Source organism: Rhodoblastus sp., from assembly GCF_052145335.1.
Classification (GTDB): Bacteria; Pseudomonadota; Alphaproteobacteria; order Rhizobiales; family Beijerinckiaceae; genus Rhodoblastus.
The window spans coordinates 14,354-33,498 of sequence record NZ_JBKQOU010000034.1 but is presented as its reverse complement, the minus strand read 5'-3'; the positions used below and the strand labels follow the sequence as shown (position 1 = coordinate 33,498).

18 protein-coding genes, 1 tRNA gene and 1 pseudogene are annotated in these 19,145 nt (G+C 62.7%); 9 read left to right on the top strand and 11 right to left on the bottom strand.

The features are described 5' to 3' along the window. The first annotated feature begins 674 nt into the window (after positions 1 to 674). The 5 genes and pseudogenes from ACLP2E_RS02540 to ACLP2E_RS02520 form a co-directional block, all read left to right on the top strand. Positions 675 to 992 carry a helix-turn-helix domain-containing protein gene (locus tag ACLP2E_RS02540; protein WP_442465062.1) on the top strand — a complete coding sequence of 106 codons (318 nt, stop codon included), beginning with the start codon at positions 675 to 677 and terminating at the stop codon, positions 990 to 992. Between the two features lie 116 nt (positions 993 to 1,108). After that, positions 1,109 to 2,830, top strand: coding sequence for a hypothetical protein (locus ACLP2E_RS02535; protein ID WP_442465061.1), 1,722 nt, complete (start codon positions 1,109 to 1,111; stop codon positions 2,828 to 2,830). Beyond that, entirely contained in the window at positions 2,827 to 3,918 is a 1,092-nt protein-coding gene (locus ACLP2E_RS02530) for a hypothetical protein (RefSeq protein WP_442465060.1), read from the top strand. Before ACLP2E_RS02535 ends, ACLP2E_RS02530 begins: the two co-directional genes overlap by 4 nt. Continuing rightward, positions 3,905 to 4,702 carry a hypothetical protein gene (locus ACLP2E_RS02525; RefSeq protein WP_442465059.1) on the top strand — a complete coding sequence of 266 codons (798 nt, stop codon included), beginning with the start codon at positions 3,905 to 3,907 and terminating at the stop codon, positions 4,700 to 4,702. The genes ACLP2E_RS02530 and ACLP2E_RS02525 overlap by 14 nt, the downstream gene beginning before the upstream one ends. A gap of 486 nt (positions 4,703 to 5,188) precedes the next feature. Next, positions 5,189 to 6,256, top strand: a pseudogene (locus ACLP2E_RS02520) (recombinase family protein); the annotation flags it as partial. Here ACLP2E_RS02520 and ACLP2E_RS02515 read toward each other — a convergent pair. The 7 genes from ACLP2E_RS02515 to ACLP2E_RS02485 form a co-directional block, all read right to left on the bottom strand. Further along, the gene (locus ACLP2E_RS02515; protein ID WP_442465058.1) at positions 6,254 to 6,445 is read right to left on the bottom strand and encodes a hypothetical protein; all 192 of its coding nucleotides are present in this window, start codon (positions 6,443 to 6,445) and stop codon (positions 6,254 to 6,256) included. The pseudogene ACLP2E_RS02520 and the gene ACLP2E_RS02515 sit on opposite strands and share 3 nt — an antisense overlap. 141 nt (positions 6,446 to 6,586) lie before the next feature. Continuing rightward, positions 6,587 to 6,826 (bottom strand): hypothetical protein, encoded by a 240-nt coding sequence (locus tag ACLP2E_RS02510; protein WP_442465057.1) that lies wholly within the window; start codon positions 6,824 to 6,826, stop codon positions 6,587 to 6,589. Next, positions 6,815 to 6,890: transfer RNA gene (locus ACLP2E_RS02505), tRNA-Glu, on the bottom strand. Before ACLP2E_RS02505 ends, ACLP2E_RS02510 begins: the two co-directional genes overlap by 12 nt. Before the next feature lie 110 nt (positions 6,891 to 7,000). After that, positions 7,001 to 8,803 (bottom strand): single-stranded-DNA-specific exonuclease RecJ, encoded by a 1,803-nt coding sequence (gene recJ, locus ACLP2E_RS02500; protein ID WP_442465056.1) that lies wholly within the window; start codon positions 8,801 to 8,803, stop codon positions 7,001 to 7,003. Beyond that, positions 8,793 to 9,389: a glutathione S-transferase family protein gene (locus ACLP2E_RS02495; protein ID WP_442465055.1), complete on the bottom strand. Its 597-nt coding sequence runs from the start codon at positions 9,387 to 9,389 to the stop codon at positions 8,793 to 8,795. Before ACLP2E_RS02495 ends, recJ begins: the two co-directional genes overlap by 11 nt. Before the next feature lie 81 nt (positions 9,390 to 9,470). Continuing rightward, on the bottom strand, positions 9,471 to 10,772 hold the full coding sequence (locus ACLP2E_RS02490) for a homoserine dehydrogenase (protein WP_442465054.1): 1,302 nt from the start codon (positions 10,770 to 10,772) through the stop codon (positions 9,471 to 9,473). Positions 10,773 to 10,856: 84 nt separating this feature from the next. Beyond that, a complete protein-coding gene (locus ACLP2E_RS02485; protein WP_442465053.1) occupies positions 10,857 to 12,065 on the bottom strand; it encodes a deoxyguanosinetriphosphate triphosphohydrolase in 1,209 nt (402 codons plus the stop codon). A 188-nt stretch (positions 12,066 to 12,253) separates the two neighbouring features. Between ACLP2E_RS02485 and ACLP2E_RS02480 the strand changes: the two genes are divergently transcribed. The 4 genes from ACLP2E_RS02480 to ACLP2E_RS02465 all read left to right on the top strand — a co-directional run bounded on the left by ACLP2E_RS02480 (position 12,254) and on the right by ACLP2E_RS02465 (position 16,107). After that, positions 12,254 to 12,595, top strand: coding sequence for a HesB/IscA family protein (locus ACLP2E_RS02480; protein WP_442464260.1), 342 nt, complete (start codon positions 12,254 to 12,256; stop codon positions 12,593 to 12,595). A 67-nt stretch (positions 12,596 to 12,662) separates the two neighbouring features. Next, positions 12,663 to 13,766, top strand: coding sequence for an OpgC family protein (locus ACLP2E_RS02475; protein ID WP_442464261.1), 1,104 nt, complete (start codon positions 12,663 to 12,665; stop codon positions 13,764 to 13,766). A 20-nt stretch (positions 13,767 to 13,786) separates the two neighbouring features. Beyond that, positions 13,787 to 14,530 carry an SGNH/GDSL hydrolase family protein gene (locus ACLP2E_RS02470; RefSeq protein ID WP_442465052.1) on the top strand — a complete coding sequence of 248 codons (744 nt, stop codon included), beginning with the start codon at positions 13,787 to 13,789 and terminating at the stop codon, positions 14,528 to 14,530. A 14-nt stretch (positions 14,531 to 14,544) separates the two neighbouring features. After that, a complete protein-coding gene (locus tag ACLP2E_RS02465; RefSeq protein ID WP_442465051.1) occupies positions 14,545 to 16,107 on the top strand; it encodes an AAA family ATPase in 1,563 nt (520 codons plus the stop codon). A gap of 21 nt (positions 16,108 to 16,128) precedes the next feature. Here the strand turns inward: ACLP2E_RS02465 and ACLP2E_RS02460 are convergent, their stop codons facing one another. From ACLP2E_RS02460 to ACLP2E_RS02445, 4 genes are read right to left on the bottom strand one after another with little or no spacing between them, the layout of a single operon-like run. Continuing rightward, the gene (locus ACLP2E_RS02460) at positions 16,129 to 16,734 is read right to left on the bottom strand and encodes a DNA-3-methyladenine glycosylase (protein ID WP_442465050.1); all 606 of its coding nucleotides are present in this window, start codon (positions 16,732 to 16,734) and stop codon (positions 16,129 to 16,131) included. Beyond that, positions 16,731 to 17,111, bottom strand: coding sequence for a nuclear transport factor 2 family protein (locus ACLP2E_RS02455; RefSeq protein WP_442464265.1), 381 nt, complete (start codon positions 17,109 to 17,111; stop codon positions 16,731 to 16,733). Before ACLP2E_RS02455 ends, ACLP2E_RS02460 begins: the two co-directional genes overlap by 4 nt. 45 nt (positions 17,112 to 17,156) lie before the next feature. Beyond that, on the bottom strand, positions 17,157 to 17,459 hold the full coding sequence (locus ACLP2E_RS02450) for a UBP-type zinc finger domain-containing protein (protein ID WP_442464266.1): 303 nt from the start codon (positions 17,457 to 17,459) through the stop codon (positions 17,157 to 17,159). After that, positions 17,456 to 19,099, bottom strand: coding sequence for an FAD-dependent oxidoreductase (locus ACLP2E_RS02445; RefSeq protein WP_442465049.1), 1,644 nt, complete (start codon positions 19,097 to 19,099; stop codon positions 17,456 to 17,458). The genes ACLP2E_RS02450 and ACLP2E_RS02445 overlap by 4 nt, the downstream gene beginning before the upstream one ends. Positions 19,100 to 19,145: the final 46 nt, after the last annotated feature.

The following is a 19,145-nucleotide window of genomic DNA, read 5'->3' as shown; positions in this document are numbered from 1 at the left end:
CACGTCAAAACGACCGAATGTTGTACCCGACCAACTAGCGGTTCGTGCCGCGATACCTCGAGTCTTTTCATCTCCGCCTGAAATGGAAACAACCCATTTCCATATGCTTTTATAAATACTGATATCTTAACCGCCTACCACTCTCGCAGCAGCGCCGTAACAGCTCTGTTTAGGAAACGATTATGTGGCGTATAGTTAGTTAGCTATCATCGATATACGATATTCATGCACCGTTGAGTTCATCCACCGTTGACGCGTCGACAACAACGCCATCACTTCGTCTGCAAATCGGACAATCAAAGGTCCGCAGCCTCTAAGCCACGCGCGCCTCAACGAACAGCCTGCAGCGGCGATCGCGGGATCGACGCGCCGGATCCGTCGGAATGTGAGTCACCAAGGCGTTGATCGGGATAATCGGACCAGCGCCGGCAACCGCACGATGAATTCAGTCCGCTGGATTCTCTGCGACCATTTGTCCGGCGGCCGATCAATGTTCCGATACCCTCTCATGCTTAATTAAGCGCATGCTATTTAATTATGCTTAATTTATCACCCGCTTTTGCTCGCTTGTCAACCCTCGCCGTCAAGACGGCGAGTCGAAGATCGCCGGTCGAGTCGGGGCTGGACGCAGTCCCCGTCTAACGAAAACTCCGTCCCATTTAGCCGACGCGTCGATGAAACCGGGGTTCGACGTCCAGATCCCCGACTGGGCCCTGTCTGAATTGAAAGCCCCGCAGCAAGCAATTTCCCGTCCGGCTGGATCGACGAGGAAGCGGCAGGGGCTTGTCGGCGATGTCGCCCAGGACGTCGACCTAACGCGCCGCGCACCGCTCGTGACGGTTCAGCAAGCAGCCGTGCTGCTTAATGTCTCGCCGAGAACCATCCGCCGATTGATCGCATGGGGCGAGCTTGCCGCCGTTCGGATTGGCGGCTCTGTCCGAATCCGGCCGGCGGAGTTGGAGCGTCTTGCTCTCGATAGCGCTGACAACTGATTTAATTGCAGTAATTTGTTGATCGTTATTACATTACTATCGTAACGGCGTTGTTTCCAAAGTGTGGTATTAACGAAAATGACCGCCTGTCCACTCCTGGCCTAACGAGACCACAGATGACCGCCGCCGAAGTTTCACGAACCTCCCTCGCCGACCTCATCGCTCTGATTGAACGCGCGAATCTGTCGCCAACCCAACAGCGCGATCAGATCTCCGCCGTGCGCACTCTCGTCCGCCTTCTGGGCGCCGAACCGCAGGATATCCCAGCCGATCCGACGTGGCTGCGGCGGCGGATGGAGACGATTTCGCCTGAGGCTTTGGGACTGTCGAAAGGTCGTTGGGCAAACATTCGCTCGCTCGTCGGCAAAGCGCTGAGTCTTGCGCGCCCAATGCAGCCCGGACGCCAGATCGCGCCGCTCCTGCCGGAATGGGAAAATCTGCTTTCCTCGCTCGATCGGAATCGAGCGACGCGTCTCCTGGCTTTGGCGCGCCATCTGAGTGTTAAAGGCATCAGTCCCGCTGACATCAACCTGCCGGACCTCGAAGATTACCGCGACGCGATCCTCAATGATCGGCTGCGGGCAAAGCCGGAAAAGACCTGGGATTCGATCGTGTGGACCTGGAACGCCTGCCGGCGCGAGGTAGCGGGCTGGCCTGACGTCGAGATCCCTAGGGAAATCGGACGAGAGGTTTACGTTAAGCCCCTGTCGGATTTTCCCTCATCGCTGAAGGCGGACATCGAGGGCTTCCTGCTCCGGCTTTCCGGCGCCGATCTCAGCGAGGACGGCCCAAATCGTCCAGCGCGACCGGCGACGTTGAAGACGCGAGAATATCAGTTGCGGGTCGCAGCGTCGGCGCTGGTCCACAAGGGCGTCGACCCTCTGGCGATCAGGTCTGTGGCGGACCTCGTGACGCTCGATAGTTTCAAGTTGATCCTGCGGTTTCTGCTGGATCGTCACGATGGGAAAACTTCGCCACAAATCAGCCAGATGGCGACCTTTCTGAAAGGCGTGGCTCGACATTGGGCGAAGGCCGACGACATGGCCCTGCTGCAATTGCAGAAGATCGCCTCGCGTCTTTCGGCCGGCACGCGCGGGATGACGGCAAAGAACCGGGAACGGCTTCGTCCCTTCGACGATCCGCAAACCGTTGCAGCCTTTCTGGGTTTGCCGGAGCGAATCCGCCGCGAGGTAGAAAAGGATCCGCGTCCCGGGAAGCTCAAAGCGATCGACGCGCAGATGGCGGCGGCGATTGCGATCCTACAGGTGACGCCAATCCGCCTAGGTAATCTCGCAGCGATCGACATGCGCAAAAACCTGATCGCGCGGGGCAAGCGCGTCTATCTCGTCTTCGCCGAAGGCGACACCAAGAACCGAGAGCCGATCGACTTCGAACTGCCGCCGACGACTTTGAATCTGGTGGCCTGGTATATCCGCGAATACCGGCCCCATCTCATGCGTCAGCCGAATGACGCGCTGTTCCCGGGCGAGGGGAATGGTCCGAAGTCGGCCTACGGCTTCGGCGCGCAAATCAAGGCGGCGGTGTTTCGCTTCACCGGCCTGGCGGTCAATGTTCACCTCTTCCGCCATGCCGGCGCGAAAATGTTTCTCGACCGGCGACCGGGCCAATACGAGGTGGTCCGACAAGTTCTGCGGCATCGCTCGATCCAAACGACCACAAGTTTCTACGCCGGCGCCGAGACCCGTTCGGCCGGCCAGCATTTTGCGGAGGTCATCGACAAGCTCCGCGCCGCGCACGAACCCGATACGACGGGGCGACGCCGCGGCGGTAGCGGCGCAGGTCGGGGCAAAACAAATCCGAAAGGAAACAGGTCATGAGCGGTGGTCCTTACGGTCGAGGCAAGGCGCCGGAGCGGACCTGCCTCCCAGTCACCCAGTGGCCGGATGCCGATCGTCGGCTGTGGCTCGCCGCCTGCGCGCCGGGCGACATTCTGGATGATGAGATCGGCGCGCGCTCGGGTCATGGCGCCATAACCAACAGCAAAGCCGCCAAGGGCTATGGGCGATGGCTGACTTACCTTCGGATATCGGCGCCGGAGACGTTGGTCATGGCGCCGGCCGACCGGATATCGCGCGAGCGCGTTGGCGCCTATGTCGAAAGCCTGATCGAAATCGGCAACAGTACGCAGACGATTCTCGGCCGCCTGCAGGAACTCGGAGAAGTCGCCAAGATCATGGAGCCGGACAGGAATTGGTCGTTCATCAACGAGATCGCCTCGAAGATTCGCGCGCGGCATCGGCCGGTGCGCGACAAATCGAATTTGCGCCCTTCGAATGAACTGGTCGATCTTGGCTTCCAGCTGATGAAGGGAGCCGGTTCGCTTTCTGGCCTCGAAGCGGCGATCGCCTATCGCGACGGGTTGGTGATCGCCTTTCTCGCCCTCATCCCACTGCGTCGGAGAAATCTCGCCGACCTTGCCCTTGACCGGACTTTGATCCGGCAGGGTTCGCAATGGCTCATCGCCTTCGGCGAGGACGAAACGAAGACGCACGCCGCCTTCGACATCGGCTTGCCCGACGTATTGCGGGCGCCGCTCGAAATCTATCTCCAAAATTATCGGCCTGTTCTTGCGGTGCGGACCGGGCGCTGGACCAGCCCCACCGAGGGCGCGCTCTGGGTCTCCAAGGATCGCTCGCCGATGACGCAGATGGCGCTTTACGATCGCGTGCGGGCGAGGACGAAAGAGGCGTTCGGCGTCGCTCTCAATCCTCGCCTCTTTCGCGACGCCGCCGCAACGACGATGGCGATCGCTGATCCCGAGAATGTCCGTTTGGCGGCGCGCTACTGGGGCACCGGACCTTCGCAACAACCGAAAAACACTATCAACAAGCCAAGGGGCTGCAGGCGCACCGCGCATTCATCGAGGCGGTTTTCGGCGACAGGAAAACAACATGACGAAGTCTGAAACCCCTACCAGCCAGACCCTGGTTAACATAACCATTCCGGAGTCCACGGCGTGGAGCGACCTTGTCCGTGATCTGAAGCTGACCAAGATGCAGGCCCATGAGCTTTTGATTGCGCTCAGGCACGTTCACGCCGACGTGGAATTCTACAATCAAGCGGTCGCCGGTCGACCGGACCGCAAAGAGCTGATCAGGCGATTGCGATTGATGGAAAAGGCGTTTGGCCGTCTTCAATATGAATGTCGCCGCAACGCCGCCTTTCTGGAGTTCTTGCTTCCGCATGACGCTGGCGCCTTTCTCGGCCTGTCTCTGACCTTCACCTATATGGGCGAGGCGCTCGGTGAAGACGTTTTTCCTAAGAATTTTGACTTTCAAATGGAACGGATGGCCGCGGACGAAACCCCGATAACGCTGCGCTCTCTCGAGGAGCTTTCCCGGCCGATGCGGGAATCGCTTGGCCTGAAACATAGCCATCGCCTTCTCCCGCATCTCGTCGACCACATCTATGCGCCCCTAAAGAAATGGGTGGAACTCGATCGGCTCAACCGAGGCGGGCGGAAGCCGCAACTGGAGAGACGGCTTCTGATTAACGAACTCGCGAGAGCTGCGCCCGACATTATCGGAGAAAAGGCGAGCGTTGCGACCTCCGGCCGGTTCGTAAACCTGTGCGCCGGCGTGATGTCGGCATGCGGCCTGCCGGTTGAAGGCCTGGAAAAGGCGATGCCAGGCATTGTGAAGCAATTTAGGATCGACAAGCGTGAGAAGAATGGTGGTGGTAAGAAGTGAAGATGATCGGAGTTAGTCTCAGAACTAGCGGGAATTGTTCCGACCTTTCGGGATCGGAATCGCGGTCGCCTCGCGCGATTCTGCAGGCATGCGCACACCGCGTCGCCCAGACAGTTCCGAATCGCAGGGAACCTTCAAGACATCGCCTCGTCGGGCGATGCGGGGACAGGTTTTGCCAGCCCCGGCGCAATCGAACGCGCCCTGCCTCGCTCCGACCGCGCGGAGCGTCCAAGTCTCGGTTCGTCGACCTGTCCCACGCGCCGGCAACAAGATCTACGAGCTGGAAAGCGATCTTGGCCCCGATATGCCGGTCACGACAGGAGAACTCGACGCCCTCGTTCTTCTGCTCGGGTCAGATCTCGACAGCTTCTTGTCCGGCAAAGGCTGAGCGCGTAATTTGTTACATCGCGCTCGGCATCGGCCTGCTTCTCGCTTACCATCCCCGATCTTCCCTTTGCCCGTCTCGATCGCCAGGGAGCGCCTGTCATGGCCTTTCGTAACGCTCCGCAAAGCGCGCCGCTCGCCGCCAAACGCGCCGCGCTCTATTTGCGCGTCAGCACGGGCCGCCAGGCCGCGGGCGACGTCTCGCTGCCGTCCCAACGCGATCTGACGCACCGTTATTGCGAAGGCCAGGGATGGATCGTCACGGAAGAATTTATCGAGCCCGGCGCCTCCGCGACCGACGATCGACGCCCGGTGTTTCAGCGGATGCTGGAGCAGGCCAGGGATCCAAATCGCCGATTTGACGTAATCTGCGTCCATTCATTTTCACGTTTCTATCGCAACGGCGCCGAGATGGAGCTCACCATCCGGCAATTACGAAAATGCGGCGTCGATGTAGTCTCGGTGACGCAGCCGACGGGCGACGACCCGTCCCAGAACCTGATGCGGCAGATCATCGGCATTTTCGACGAATACACCTCGCGCGAGAATGGCAAGAACGTCACTCGCGCCATGCGGGAATCGGCCAAACAGGGATTCTGGAACGGCGCGACGCCGCCTTTGGGCTATCGCATCGTGGAAGCGGAACGGCGCGGCTCGACGATCAAGAAGCGACTTGAGGTCGATCCCGTCGAGGCCGAGCTCGTCCGGTTGATCTTCCGCCTCTATTCCGAAGGCGATGGCGTTTCGGGGCCGCTCGGCGTCAAGGACACGACCAAGTGGCTCAATGTGCGGGGCTACCGCACGCGCCGGGGCGCAACCTTTGGGGTCGGGCCTGTCCACGTCATGTTGACCAACAGGTGCTACGCGACCGGCAAATGGCCTTATGGCGTCCGCAACTCCCGCACGGGCCAGCGCCACGATCCGGCGTCCATCGTCGAGATCGACGTACCGGCGATCCTCCCGCTGGAATTATTCGAGCGGGTGCAGGCGCGGCTTGCGTGCAACAACCCCAGGGTCACACCGCCGCGGGTCGTCAACGGTCCGACGCTCCTAACGGGCCTCGCCGTTTGCGCCTCATGCGGCGCCGGCATGACCCGCACCGGAACGCGACGCCGCGATCGTAACTACAGCTACTACAGCTGCGCCGGCTGCCAGCAGAAGGGAAAATCAGTTTGCAAGGGACGGCATATGCCGATGGAGAAGCTCGACGATCTCGTCATCGCCAATGTCAAGGAGCGGCTTTTCACACCCGACCGTCTTGCCGTCATTCTCGAGGGGCTCGTCGAACGGCAAGGCGCCAAGGACCAGGCGGTTCAGAATCGCCGCGCCGCGCTTCAGGTCGAACTCGACGCCAGGCAAGACAAGCTCACCCGGTTCTATCGCGCGATCGAAGAGGGCGTGATCGATCTTGATGAAGAGATTAAAGACAGGGTCAAGTCCCTGAAGACCGAGCGAGACATCGCTCAGGCTTCGCTCGATAGGATCGCATGCCAGATCGCCTCAAGCGCCGCGATTACCCCCGAGCGGATTGAAGCCTTCTCCGCCCTCGTCTGCGAGAAAATCGACTCTGCCGATGTCCAAGGGCGAAAAGCCTATCTGCGGTCGGTAATTTCTTACGTCGGGGTCGACGACGAGAAGGTCCGGATCGTCGGCGACAAAGCCACTCTCGCCGCCATCATCGCGGGCCAGAAGACCCAGGCGGATAATGCTCGTGGTTTTGTACGTAAATGGCGCGCCCAAGGGGAATCGAACCCCTGTTTTCGCCGTGAAAGGGCGACGTCCTAGACCGCTAGACGATGGGCGCGGAACGCGGGAGACCGGATGACGCCTTGGCCGTCCCGCGAAGTGGGGCGACGTATAAACGGGCCAAATCCCGCTGGCAAGCCTTGTCCTTCCGTCCCCATCGATTTTTGTTCACTGTCGGACGCCCTTGAGGCAGAAAGCCAAGTCTACCAGCCGCGCCTTTACCCGCGCCTTGCCGCCCCAATGATCCAGCGACAGAGTGCAGGCCAGATGGGCCCGCTCGCCGCGCGCCTGCGCCAAAGCCGCCCCGAGCGGCCCCCGCGCCGCGCGAAAGGCCGCCAGCTCCAGCCGCGCGCCGTCGCCGGCCTGGACGCGAATGCGAAGATGATCGTCGCCGAAGGGAATCACCTCGACAATCTTGTGTTCCGGCAGGACAAACACCGGCTCCGGATTGCCGGAGCCGAACGGCCCGGCTTTTTCGATGTCCTCGACCAGATTTGGCGCGCATGCTGACGCCGTCAGCAGGCCGTCCACCGCCAGCCCCGAATTTTTTCGCGATTGCGCCACCGGTTCTGCCATCGCTTCTTCAAGATAGGCGCGGAAATCGTCGAGTTTGTCGCGGAGAATCGTCACGCCCGCCGCCATGGCGTGGCCGCCGCCCTTTACCAGCAGGCCGCGCTCGACCGCAGCGCGGACAATCTTGCCGAGATCGACGCCCGCGATCGAACGCGCCGAGCCGGTTCCGATATCACCCGATAGGGCGATGGCGAAGGCCGGGCGGCCGAAAATTTCCTTCAGCCGCGAGGCGACCAAGCCGACGATGCCCGGCTGCCAATCGGCGCCGCAAGCCAGCACGCAGGCGCCCTCCTCCGCAGCGCCGAGGCTTTTGTAGGCTTCGCCCAAAGCCTCCTCGACCATCAGCTTTTCCAGCGCCTGACGCTCGCCATTGAGCTGGTCGAGTTCAGTGGCGACGCTGGTCGCCTCGATGTCGTCGCGCATCAGCAGCAGGCGCGCGCCGAGCGCCGCATCGCCGATCCTTCCGCCCGCATTTATGCGCGGACCTAGCAGAAACCCCAGATGATAGGCGCGCGGCGGACCGTTCAGCCCGGCGACATCGGCCAGGGCGCGCAATCCGATGCGGCCGCGAGCCTTCATCAGCGCCAGTCCCTTGACGACAAAGGCGCGGTTGAGCCCGGTCAGCGGCGCGACATCCGCTACCGTAGCCAGAGCGACCAGGTCCAGGCCGAGCAGAAGGTCTGGCGGCAGTCGTTCGTTCCAGAAGCCGCGTTGGCGCAGTTCGCGGTTAAGCGCCACCAGAGCGACAAAGACCACGCCCGCAGCGCAAAGCGCGCCCTGCCCCGATACGTCGTCCTGGCGGTTGGGGTTGACGACAATCGCCTCGGGGAGGATCTCCGGCGCCTGATGATGGTCGAGCACGATCACGTCGAGACCAAGCCGGCGCGCCTCCAAGAAAGGCTCGAAACTGGTCGTTCCGCAATCGACCGTCACCAAAAGCGTGGCGCCGCGCGCCGCCAGGGCGCGGATAGCCTCGCTGTTTGGGCCATAGCCTTCGGTGATGCGGTCGGGAATGTGGATGAGACGGCTGGTCCCGCAATAATCCAGAAACTCCGCCAGCAAAGCCGAGGAACAGGCGCCATCGACATCGTAATCGCCGAAAATGGCGATGGTTTCGCCTTTTCGCACCGCATCGGCGAGGCGTTGCGTCGCCTCCTTCATGGCCGTGAGCGAAAAAGGCTCCGGCAGCAAGGCGCGCAGGGTCGGATCGAGATAGCTCTCCGCCGCCTCCGGCCCAACGCCCCGACCCGCCAGAACCCGCGAAAGCAGATCGGACAAGCCCGTCTGCTGCGCGATCGCCATGGCTTGGGCGGCGCCCGCCGTATCGAGCCGGTCGCGCCATGGGCGCCCCAGCGCGCTGTTGGCGACGCCAAGAAGAAAGCGCGCCTCAAGCCCCATCGGCTTCGATTTTTTGTGCGCGCAAAAAGGCCAGCCGGGAGTGGCAGCGCTCCAGATACGCGCTAAATTCGGGGCGCGGCGGCAGCATTTTGAACACGTCGATGACGAAATGCAGGTCTGAGCCGATCATTACGTCGGCGGCGGAAAATTTTTCGCCGAGCATATAGGGCGACGTAGTCAGGACTTCCGACAGGACGTTGAACACCTTGTCAAACGAGCCCCAGCCGGCGCTATGTTCCGGCATTTGCACATTGGCGAATTTCTGGGTGATCGCCATTTCGATCATGGGGCTGAAGAATAGCCATTGCAGATAGCGACCGCGCGAAACATCGCTTATGGGTGGCGCCAGTCCCATCTGCGGGAATCTATCCGCCAGAAAGGCGATGATGGCGCCCGATTCCGCGACAGTGGCGCCGTCGCATTCGAGCGCCGGCACCTTCTCCATCGGGTTTATGGCGTGATAGGCCGGGTTATGCTGTCCGCCATTGGCCAGATCGACCAGCATGCGTTCATAGGGAGCGCCGACCTCTTCCAGCATCCACAGCACGCGGGACGATCTCGTCCGAGGAGCCCAGTAAAGTCGCATCTCGTTCTCCCAAATTCCCTTCGCGCCTGAACAAACTAGGAACATTTAAGACATAGGTCAAGCCGGACGCGGAGCGAATGTTCACTCGCGTTCGATACGAATGACCTGCGGCTTTTCGGCGATATGGCCGTCGGCGACGATTGCATCCAAAGCCTCGCGGACCGTCGCCTCGGTGGTGGCATAGGTCATCAGCACCACCGGCACCACATCGGCGTCCGGCTCGCCCGCCGTGCGGCGCTGGACGATGCTTTCCAGGGAAATGCCGCGCTCGGCCATGCGCGTGGCGATGGCGGCCGCCGCGCCGATATGGTTGCGCGCGGCGAGGCGGATGTAATAGCCGCCCTCATGGCGCTGCATCGGCGTTTTCGGCGCCGAAGCCAGATGCTCGACCGGCAGGCCGAAGGGCGCCGAGCGGATGCCTCGCGCAATATCGGCGATATCGGCGACGACGGCGGATGCCGTCGCCATGCCTCCGGCGCCCGGCCCGACCAGGGTCAGTTCATTGACCGCGTCGGCGTCGATGGTCACTGCATTGGTGACCCCCATCACCTGCGCGATCGGCGAGGACAAGGGCACCATGGTCGGATGAACGCGCTGTTCGACGCCATGAGGCGTGCGCTGGGCGACGCCGAGCAGTTTTACGCGATAGCCGAGTTCCGCCGCCGCCTTGAGATCGGCCAGCGAAAGCTGCTCGATCCCTTCGACGCTGATGGCGCCGGCGTCGAGCTTCACGCCAAAGGCCAGCGAGGCCAGAATCGCAAGCTTGTGGGCGGTGTCGAAACCGCCGATGTCGAAAGTCGGATCGGCCTCCGCGTAGCCGAGCTTTTGCGCATCGGCCAGGCATTCGGCGAAGGACAGGCCCTCAAGCTCCATGCGCGAGAGGATGTAATTGCACGTGCCGTTGAGAATGCCGGAAACGCGGGCCACGCTGTTGCCGGCGAGCCCTTCGCGCAGGGTTTTGACAATGGGAATGCCGCCGGCCACCGAAGCCTCGAAGGCCAAAGCGACGCGATGGCTTTCGGCGAGCCGCGCCAGCTCCAGCCCGTGCTTGGCGAGCAACGCCTTGTTGGCGGTCACCACCGATTTGCCGGCGCTCAAGGCCGCCTCGACGCTTTTGCGCGCCACGCCCTCGTCGCCGCCGATCAGTTCGACGAACAGGTCGATGCTCTCCGAAGCCGCCAGAGCGATGGGATCCTCGAACCACTTCGCAGCGGAAAGATCGACGCCGCGATCACGTGACGAATCGCGGGCGGCGACGCCGGTGACGACGATGGCGCGACCGGTGCGGGCGGCTAGATCGCGCGCCTGCGCCGTCAACAGGCGAACGACGGCGGCGCCGACCGTTCCCAGACCGGCAATGCCGAGGCGCAAAGGTTCAACCATTTTCGCGGCCCTTAAATGAGACAAGAGCGGCTCAACCGCCTCGCCCGCCTTTTGCCTCAATTCCTCGGCGCGATCAATGAGACCTCACTCAAGTTCGAGCGGCTGTCCCAGCCATTGCCTCGCCTGCGCCAAGGCATAACGGTCGGTCATGCCGGCGATATAATCGGCGATTAGCCGCGCCCGCGCGACCTCGCCGACATTTTTCGCCGCTTCCGCCCATTCTTCCGGCATTTTTTGCGGCTCGGCCATAAAAACCTCGAACAGGCCTCGCACGATCCGACCGGCGCTTTTCCATACCGGCAAAATGACGCGATGGCGGTACATGCGGACGAACAGGAAATCCTTCAAATCCTTCTGCGCCGCCGCCATTTCCGGGGAAAAACCCGCCACCGCCCGGCCGGCGCGGCGGATGTCGTCCACTGAGCGCGGCTGCAATGCCGTCAGCCGCGATTGAGTCTCGGCAAGGGCGTCTTCGACGAAACGCGTGATGAGGCGGCGCACCAGTTCGTGGATGACACGCACCCGTTCCAGCCCCGGATGGAGCGTCGCGATCTCTTCGAGCAGGCCGTTCAGAAAGGCCACTTCACGCAGGTCATCGACGTCGAACAGGCCGGCGCGCAGGCCATCGTCTACGTCATGGGCGTTATAGGCGATGTCGTCGGCGAGCGCCGCGCATTGCGCCTCGGCGCTGGCGTAAAGCTCCAGATGAAGAGGAAATACTTTGTTGAATTCACTGATTTCGAATGGTATTTTTTTATTCTTGTCTCCTCCACGCAGAGGGCCGTTGTGTTTGACCAGTCCCTCCAGGGTCTCGTAGCAGAGATTGAGACCGTCCCAGCCGGCATAGCGGCGCTCCAGCCTGGTCACGATGCGCAGGGCGTGGGCGTTGTGATCGAAACCGCCGTAAGGCGCCACGCATTTGTTCAGCACCTCTTCGCCAGCGTGGCCAAAACAGGCATGGCCGAGGTCGTGAGACAAAGCGGTCGCCTCGGCCAGATCCTCGTCGAGGGCAAGGCCCCGCGCCAGCGCCCGCGAAATCTGCGCCACTTCGATGGTATGGGTGAGCCGGGTGCGGAAATGGTCGCCTTCCGAAGGGATGAATACCTGTGTCTTGTAGGCGAGGCGGCGGAAGGCGGAGGAATGGATCAGCCGGTCCCGGTCGCGCTGGAAGTCGCCGCGCGTCGGCGACGGCGGCTCGGAAAATAATCTGCCACCGTTGTGTCGAAAATCCGCGGCGTAGGGCGCCAGCGGTTTTCCGGACTGGAAGGACAGGCCAGCAAGAGAAGAAGACAAGGCTAAGCCCTTTGTTTGCGACCACTCGGAGATTCGCGGCCCGCTCAATCTAGCGCTTTTTTCATTGCGGTTTTGCGCTAAAGCAAAGCCAAGTCCAGCACATCCCGCGGCGAAATCTTCGCCTCGCGCATTGACCGGGGCGCTCGCAGGACTATTTTCAGCTTCACCAATTCGAATCGGAGACGCAAATGACTGATCTCGCGCCAGCAGGCGTTGAAGCTACCGAGCGCGCCTTGCGCCGCGTCGCGGAAGTCTTGCGCGACGAAGCCCCAGGCTCGGTGCTGCGCATTTCGGTCAATGGCGGCGGTTGTTCCGGCTTCCAATACAACTTCGACATCGCCCCCGCCGCCCAGGACGGCGACCTGATACTCGGCGACGAGCAGGCGCGGCTGGCTATCGACCCGCTCTCGCTGGATTTCATCAAGGGCGCGCGCCTCGATTTCGTCGACGACCTCATGGGCTCGGCCTTCAAGTTCGAAAACCCCAACGCCGTCGCCTCCTGCGGCTGCGGGACCAGTTTCTCGGTCTGAGTCCTTCCCACGTTCTCTTTCAGGCCTGAAATTTCGAGCGCCAAAATCCGGCCAAGGACGCAGCGGCATGAGGGCGCCGAACAGCATCGATTTCTGGCGCGGCTTTGCACTGGTGACGATTTTCATCGACCATGTGCCGGGCATCGTGTTCGAGAAGTACACGTTCCGCGAATATTCCCTGTCGGATTCGGCCGAGCTTTTTGTCTTCCTTGCCGGCTTTTCGCTGCGCTTCGTCGTCAATTCGCTGGCCGAACAGCCTTTGAGCGCTGTGGTCTATCGCCTCGCCAGCCGCGCCCTGACCATCTATTTCGCGCAAATTCTCATCACGCTTTTCGCTTTGGCGATTATCGCCGGAGCGGCGCGGCAGCTCGACCAGCCCTATATTCTGCAATGGCACAACGCCGCCGCCGCCTTCGAAGATCCTGTCGAGGCCCATATCGGCCTGGTCCTGCTGCGCTATCAGCTCGGCTATTTCAATATTCTGCCGCTCTATGTGGTGCTGATGGCGGCCGGTCCGAGCATAGCCGCGATCGACCGGCTCGTCCCCCGCCTGCTCCTGCCTTTGTCCTTCGCGCTCTATCTTTATACGCTGTTCACCGGCTTCAACCTGCCGACCTGGCCGGTCGAAGGGAACTGGTTTTTCAGCCCCTTCGCCTGGCAGTTCATCTTCATCCTCGGCTTCGTCCTCGGCGGCCCGAAGGGCTATTCCAGCTTTTCACCGCGAACGAAGAATATCCTGTTCTGGCTCTCGGCGGTTCAAGTCGCCGGCGGCGCGGCCATCGCTCTGGCCGATTTCACTCCCGATCCGGCCAATCTGCCCGACCCGAAACTGTTCTTCCTGTTCGACAAGACTTATCTGTCGCCGGCGCGGGTGTTCCACGCCTTGGCTCTCGCCTGCTTCTTTTCCGGCGCTTTTTCCTATATTTCGCGCTGGGCTCCGCCGCTGACCGACTTTCTGTCTCTGCTCGGCCGCAATTCGCTGAATGTGTTCTGCACGGCTTCGCTGTTGAGCCTGTGCGGCCAGATCGCCCGCTATCTCTACAACGGGCGTTTGGAAATCGACTTCCTCGTGTTACTTGTCGGATTGACGGGAATGGGCGCTGCCGCATGGGTGTCGGAATGGCGGAAAAGGCTTGCCGAAGAACGTGCAAGGCGTCTGGCTGCAGCCTGATCTTGGGCCTGGCTCTGGGCGTGGCTTTGGGCTTGGCCTCCTCGCCCGCGCCGCTTCGCGCGCAGGAGGCGACGAGGCCGGCGTCGCGCTGCGACGTTCCCGCTGACCAGCTTGCCGCGCCCGCTCCCTTGCCGCATGTCCTCGCGGCGCTGAAGACCACCAAAAAACTGCATATTCTCATTATAGGGTCGCCGATCGGCATCGGACGCGGGCCGCGCAAGTCCTATCCAGTGGTGCTGGAGGGTTTGCTGGAGCACGCCTTGACGGGGATCGACGTGAACATCGTCGACCGCCCGGTTTCCGGCGAGACCGTCGACACCGCCGCCGAGCGCATCCGCACCGAGGTCGCGCTGTCGCGGCCCGATCTCCTGATCTGGCAGGTGGGCGCCAATGACGCTCTCGCCCGGATGCCTCCATCCGAATATGAATCCGCGCTGCGCGACGGCGTGCGCTGGGCCAAGGAAGACGGCGTCGATGTCCTGCTGATCGGCTTCGAGGCCAATCCCTGGCTGCACGACGACCGGGAGGTTCTGGCCGTGCGCGAGGCCACCGGCCGGGTGGCCAAGACGGAAGACGTGCTTTACCTGCGCCGTTTCGACGCCATGCAGTTCCTCGCCCGCACCCGCAACCGCGTCGAACAGGGCGACGAACCCTTCCCCGCCGAAGTGGGCGACGATTGTATGGCTGAACTGGTGGCGCAAGCGCTGGCGGCCAATCTCGTCCTGCGCCGAACCCGCCCGGCGCCTGCGCCGACCGAGCCCTGAACTGGCGAGGCGAGATGGACCAGTCCGCAACCATCGCATTTCTCATGGCTTCTTTGGCGCGCGAGGCAGGCGCGGAAATTTCGTGCAAACAGACTCATGTCTCGCTACTGTTTCTCGCCGGCGATCTGGTGTTCAAGCTCAAGCGCGCCGTCGCCTTCCCCTATCTCGACTTCTCGAGCCCGCAACTTCGCGAAAAAGCCTGCCGCGCCGAATTGGCGCTCAACTCGCGCGCTGCGCCCAACCTTTATCTCGGCGTGCGGAGGATCACGCTTGAAGGACGAGGCCTCGCCTTCGACGGCCAGGGCGAGATGGTCGATAGCATTGTCGTCATGCGGCGCTTCGCCGAATCGGACCTGTTCGACGTCATGGCGCGCGAAAACCGGCTGACGCCGCGACATATCGAAGCCCTGGCGGAAACCCTGGCGCGTTTTCACGCCAATGCCGAGCGCTTCCCCGAGATCGACGGCGCCGGAACCATGGCGCATCTCCTCGACCTCAACGCGATTTCCTTCTCCGGCAGCCCGATCTTCCCGCACGACGAGGTCGTGCGGCTGAACCAGGTTTTCCGCGCCGAACTGGATCGCCTGGCGCCCCTGCTCGACGCGCGCTCGGCGGCCGGCTTCGTGCGGCTGTGCCATGGCGATCTCTACCTGCGCAACATCTGCATGTTCGAAGGCCGGCCGACCCTGTTCGACTGTATCGAATTCGATGAAAGGCTGGCGCGCATCGACGTGCTCTATGACGTCGCCTTCACCTTGATGGATCTCTGGATGCGCGGGCGGCGCGACCTCGCCAACCTGCTGTTCAACCGTTACGCCAGCGCGCTGTTTCGCACCCTGGCCGACCTGCCGGCCCGCATCCGCGACGGTTTCGCGACCCTGCCATTTTTCATGGCCTTGCGCGCCGCCATCCGCGCCCATATCGCCGCCTCGCAAGCCCATTCGGGCGATGAGGCGCGAGACGCAGCGCATAAGCAGGAAGCTCTCGCCTATTTCGCTCTGGCCGCCGACCTGCTGGCGCCGTGCGGAAAAATTCTGATCGCCATAGGCGGGTTGAGCGGCTCTGGCAAATCCACTTTGGCCGCCGCGCTGGCCGCCGAAATCGGCCCGCCGCCGGGGGCCCGCACCCTCAATTCCGATCGTACTCGCAAAGCCATGCACCGGATCAGGCCGACCGACCGACTGCCGCAGTCGGCCTATGAGTTCAACATCACCGCCGCCGTCTATCTGCGCCTGATGTCACGGGCGATGGACGCCCTGGCGCAGGGCTCGGCGGTAATCGTCGACGCCGTCTATTCGACCGAGGACGAGCGCGCGGCGATCGCCCAAGTGGCGCGCGAAAAAAACGTCCCCTTCGTCGGCCTGTGGCTGGAGGCCGACCCCGAAATCCTGCGCCAACGCGTGCGCGAGCGCCCGCAGGGCCCTTCCGACGCCGATGTCAGCGTGCTGGAGGCTCAACTCCAGCGCGACCCGGGCCGGATCGACTGGTTTCGCCTGAATTCCGCCGCTCCCGATTTGAAGGATCAGGCGCTGGCCATCTTGCGCGCGGCGCTGGCGAAGAGCGCTGTCGGCGTTTAGGCGTCGCGGGAGGTGCGGCTCTCAAACCCCGAGCGATTTTGGGCCGCTGACGAACGGATTGTCCCGAAGATAAAATCGCAAGGTGCGGTTCGCATCCCGCGAAACGCCGATCCTGATGCTCTGCCCGATTTCGCCAGGTTCGTGCTCACCGCGTCCGAGCCACAGTGGGCCTTTCCGGCAAAGATCGAGACCATCGAGCGAACGATCGACACGCAACGCCGCGGCGAGCCTTCCCGGTCCCCGCGTCAGGTCGCGCAAGCGCTCAACGCCGCGATTCAGCTGCATGATCGAGACGCCTTCGAGCGGCTCGATCGCCCTGATCAGGACGCCGGCCCCGATCCCGGGCGCCTCGCTCGAGACATTCAGCATGAATGAACTGCCGTAGGCGAGGTAGACATAGGCGTGGCCCCGTTCGAGAAACAGCGAACGATTACGCCCGGTCATCCCCCGGTAGGCGTGCCCGGCGGCGTCGCCGACGACATAGGCCTCGGTCTCGACAATAAGACCGCTGGCGACGCCTTCCGGCAATTCCCGCACCAATAGCTTGCCAATGAGATAGCGCGCCAAGGAGGCCGTATCGATCGGCAGTTCCAGGCGAGCGAGTGGCGGATGATGGCTCGTTTTCAAGTCATCTTCTCGACCCATTGCACGCGCGAAGGCCCCGGCTCGAACGGATCGGCGAAATACTGGGTTTCGCGGGCTACCTTCCCGTCGAGGAACTCCATGATGCTCACGGTGTAGGACGGCCGCTCGTCATAGGTCAGGACAAATTCGGTGACCCAGAGATCGCCCGCGCCAATCATCCGCCGCACAGTGAAGCGCTTCAAATTCGGCTGCGCGGCGCGTGACGACTGAATGTTCCGCCGGCCGCGAATGCGCTCGCCCGATTGAGGATATTCGAGCACCGCGTCCTCACGGTAAATCTGGTGCTCCGTCTCGAAATCGTTGGCGTCGGAGGCGGCCCAGTGGCGATCGAGAGCCGCTCGAATCTGGCCGTCTTCCATATCAAATCTCCCTGAATCCATATGGGCCGTGGGATCGGGCGCGGTTCAAACATATTTCGGGATCGGTCCCCATTGGGGCGTCTGGTCGGGCAGATCGATCTCCATCTCGTCCACATAGCACCAGCCCCATCCCTCGGGCGGGTCGTAGCCCTCGATGATCGGGTGGCGGGTGCTGTGGAAATGCGCCGTCGCATGCCGATGGGGCGAGTCGTCGCAGCAGCCGACATGGCCGCACGTCCGGCAAAGTCGCAAATGGACCCAGGGGCTGCCGATTTTCAGGCACTCCTCGCAACCGCGCGCGCTCGGGCGGACCTCCTTGATCGACGCCTTGTGTCTGCAACTTGTCATGCGTCCTCCCTCGTCGATCGTTTGGCCATCTTGGCGTGAATTTGAGCGACGACCGCCGCGCCCTCGCCGACCGCCGCGGCGACGCGCTTGGTCGATCCGGCGCGAACGTCGCCGATGGCGAAGACGCCGGGCAGGCTCGTTTGCAAGGGCAGCGGACCCTTGCCGGTTACGACAAAGCCCTTGGCGTCGGTTTCCGCGCAACCCTGCAACCACCCAGCGTTGGGATCCGCGCCGATGAATAAAAACAGATGACGCAATTCACGGCGGCAAACGGACCCGTCGGAGCGGTTTTTGAAACTGACGGCCGTCAGGCCGGAGGCGCGATCTCCTTCCAGCGCCGAGACTTCGGCGCCGACATGGATTTCGACATTGCAGAGCGCGGCAATCCGCTCGATCAGATAGCGCGACATCGTCTCCGAGAGGTCGCGCCGAACGATCAGGTGCAGGCGCTTGACCTGCGGCGCAAGGAATACGACCGCCTGACCCGCCGAGTTGCCGCCGCCGACCAACGCGACCTCTTCGCCGGCGCACAGACGCGCCTCGATCGGCGACGCCCAGTAGGAAACGCCGGCGCCCTCGAATGTCCCGAGATTGGGGATGTCAAGCCGGCGATAACGCGCTCCGGAAGCGACGACGACCGCCCGTGCGCGCAGGCGGCGATTGCCGGATAATTCCAGAGCGAGCGGCTCGCCTGAGCAATCGAGCCTCTTGACCTGCAACGGCACGGCGATCTCCGCGCCGAACTTCAGCGCCTGGGTGAAGGCGCGCCCGGCCAGAGCCTGTCCTGAAATGCCGGTCGGAAAGCCGAGATAGTTCTCGATCCTCGCGGACGCCCCGGCCTGGCCGCCCGTCGCGCGTTCGTCCAGCACGATCACCGACAGCCCCTCCGACGCCGCATAGACCGCGGTGGCGAGTCCCGCCGGTCCGGCGCCGACGATCGCAATGTCATACACCCTCTCGGGGTCGAGCTGCGGCGTTATGCCAAGGCAGGTCGCCAATGCCGCTTCGCTCGGATTCTTCAGCAGATTTCCGTCAGGGCAGACAACAACAGGCAATTCTTCGGGTTGGACCCCGCTCCGTTCCACGAAAGCATGCGCTTCTGCATCGGCCGCCGCGTCAAGCACAAGTTGAGGAAATCCGCTCCGGCTAAGAAAGCCCTGCAGCCGAACAAGATCCGGACTGCCGAAGACCCCGATCAGGATCGTGCCCGCCCCGCCCGCCTCGATCAATCCGACGCGGCGGAGGATCAGCGCGCGCATCACGATCTCGCCGACATCCGCCGATCCTACCATCAACGCGCGCAGATGCGCCGGATCAAAGGGAAGAGCGACGCATCCCTCGGGCCCTGCGCGACCGGCGGCTAGCGAGGGGCGACCGGCGAGTTGATTGACCTCGCCGGTAAACTGGCCGGGCCCGAGCGTTGTGATCACCGCTTCCTGGCTGAGCCCGTCGCGCCGGAGGACGTCGATCGCGCCGTCGAGCACCAGCCACGACGGGGCCCCCTGCTCTCCGATCGCGAAGACGCTCTCTCCCGGAGCGAAGCGCCTTTCCGGGCCGCTCGCGAAGCGCCTCGCGGTCGTGATCTGCGTCGCGTTCAGCACAGGGAACATCTGGTGCTCGCGGGCGCCCAGGGTGCTCATTCTGCTATCCGATCTTTTCGGGCGCGTCCACGCAGAAGCGAGACTG